Origin of the sequence: Mycobacterium sp. E735, assembly GCF_001666955.1 — a bacterium.
Lineage (GTDB): Bacteria > Actinomycetota > Actinomycetes > Mycobacteriales > Mycobacteriaceae > Mycobacterium.
Genome location: NZ_LZIX01000122.1, coordinates 1 through 1,762, shown reverse-complemented (window position 1 = coordinate 1,762; position 1,762 = coordinate 1). Strand labels below are relative to the sequence as shown.

Below are 1,762 nucleotides of genomic sequence, written 5' to 3'. Positions count from 1 at the left end.
AACGCGATCGTGTGACCGTCGTCGAGCATCTGGGTGGTGCCGTCCGCGTGGACCAGGATGGGCGGCGGGTGCCCGGCACTGGAATACACCAGCTCGCCGGTCTCGGGGTTGAGCACCGCGCAGACCGCGGTGGTGCATTGCGCGCCGGGCAGCCGCGCCGCGAAGCGATCCATCCCGGCGAGAGCCGCCCCGGGACTTGGGTTTTCGAACAGCAACGCCCGGCACGCGCTGCGCACCTGCCCCATCACGGTCGCGGCGGCCAGGCCATGCCCCACGCAGTCGCCGACGACCATCGCGATTCGGCCGTCGTCGAGCTCGACGATGTCGTACCAGTCGCCGCCCACCTGCAGGGGCCGGCTGGCGGCCTGATACCGCACGGCGAACCCGTGTGGCAGATCAGCGGGACCCAGGATCGCGTGCTGCAGCGCCAAGGCGGTTTCGCGCTGCTGATCGACCTGATGGACGCGCTGCAGGCCCTGGCCGAGCCGGCCCGCCAGCACGGTCAGCAGGGTTTGGTCTTCGAGGGTGAACGACCGACGTTCGGCCAGATCGATCCAGACCACGAGTACGCCCTCGGGGTGCTGCAGCGCGATGCCCGCCGTCCCGGGCTCCCCTGTGCTGGGCGTGAGCAGGTCGCCCTCACGCAGCTGGCTGAGCATGCGCTGGGTATGGGGCGGCAGGTCTTCCCACTGCGCGGCCTCACCGACAGACACGACTTGCGGTGGGCCATAGGCGGTTCCGGTGGAGGAATTCTGAGCCGGGAAGGTGACGGCGACGACGCGGCGGGCCCGCCACAGCCGGCGCAGTTCCTCCGCCGCGGCGTTCACCGCCTCATCGACGCTGTCCGCTTGTGCGAGTTCCTGGTTGAGAGCGTGTTCGCGGCCCGCCGCGAGCGCCAGGGCGATGGCCGCGTGCCGGGCGAAGTCGCTGACCAGCTCGAGGTAATCGTCGCCGAAGGGCGACTGCTGCGGGTCCCGGGCGACGGCGATGACGCCGAGCACCGCGCCGTCGGCGATCAGCGGCATCACTATCGCGGAGCGTTCACCGACGTCGGTGAACCCCTCGATCGGGTATTGGAAGGAGTCGGTGATGAGCGGTAGGCCGCGCCGCGCGACACCGCCCGTGGTGGAGCCGTCCATCGGCACCTGACGACCGATCACCTCCGAGGAGTATCGACCCGCGGTGGCGGCCACGACCAAGGTGTTGACCTCGTCGGCGGGCAGGTCGGGCTCCTTCGGAACCAGCAGAATCGCTTGTTCGGCGCCGGCCAGCTCCAGCGCCCGGTTCACGATCAGCTGGAGCGGCCCGGTCTGGGGGTCGCCGGACAGCAGGGCGGTGGTGATTTCGCGGCTGGCCTTCGTCCACTTGGCGGATTCGCGTTCCCGCTCGAACAGGCGCGCGTTGTCGACGGCCGCCGCCGCGGCGGTCGCCAGGGCCCGCACGGCGGCCGCCTGGGAGTCGGAAAACGCGCGGCCGGCCACGTCGTCGGCCAGGTAGAGGCTGCCGAAGTCCGCTCCGCGAACCGTGATCGGGATCCCGAGCAGCGCGCGCACCGGCGGATCGTGGTCTTGCAGCGCGCCGGCCTGCGGATGGACACTCACGTCGGCGAGCCGGAGACCCTCACCGACCGGCAGCTCACCGAGCAGCCGCGCCGTGTCGTCGTCGATCCCCGCGCGCACGAAGGAGACGAAGGCGCCATCGGGAGCGCGGATGCCCAGGGCTGCGTAGCGGCAGGCGGTCAGCTCCATCGCCCCCTCGACGA

1 protein-coding gene is annotated in these 1,762 nt (G+C 71.2%); it reads right to left on the bottom strand.

The genetic code is table 11. The features are described from left to right. On the bottom strand, positions 1-1,762 hold a 1,762-nt coding region (locus A5704_RS10020; RefSeq protein WP_067888779.1), incomplete at both ends, for a SpoIIE family protein phosphatase.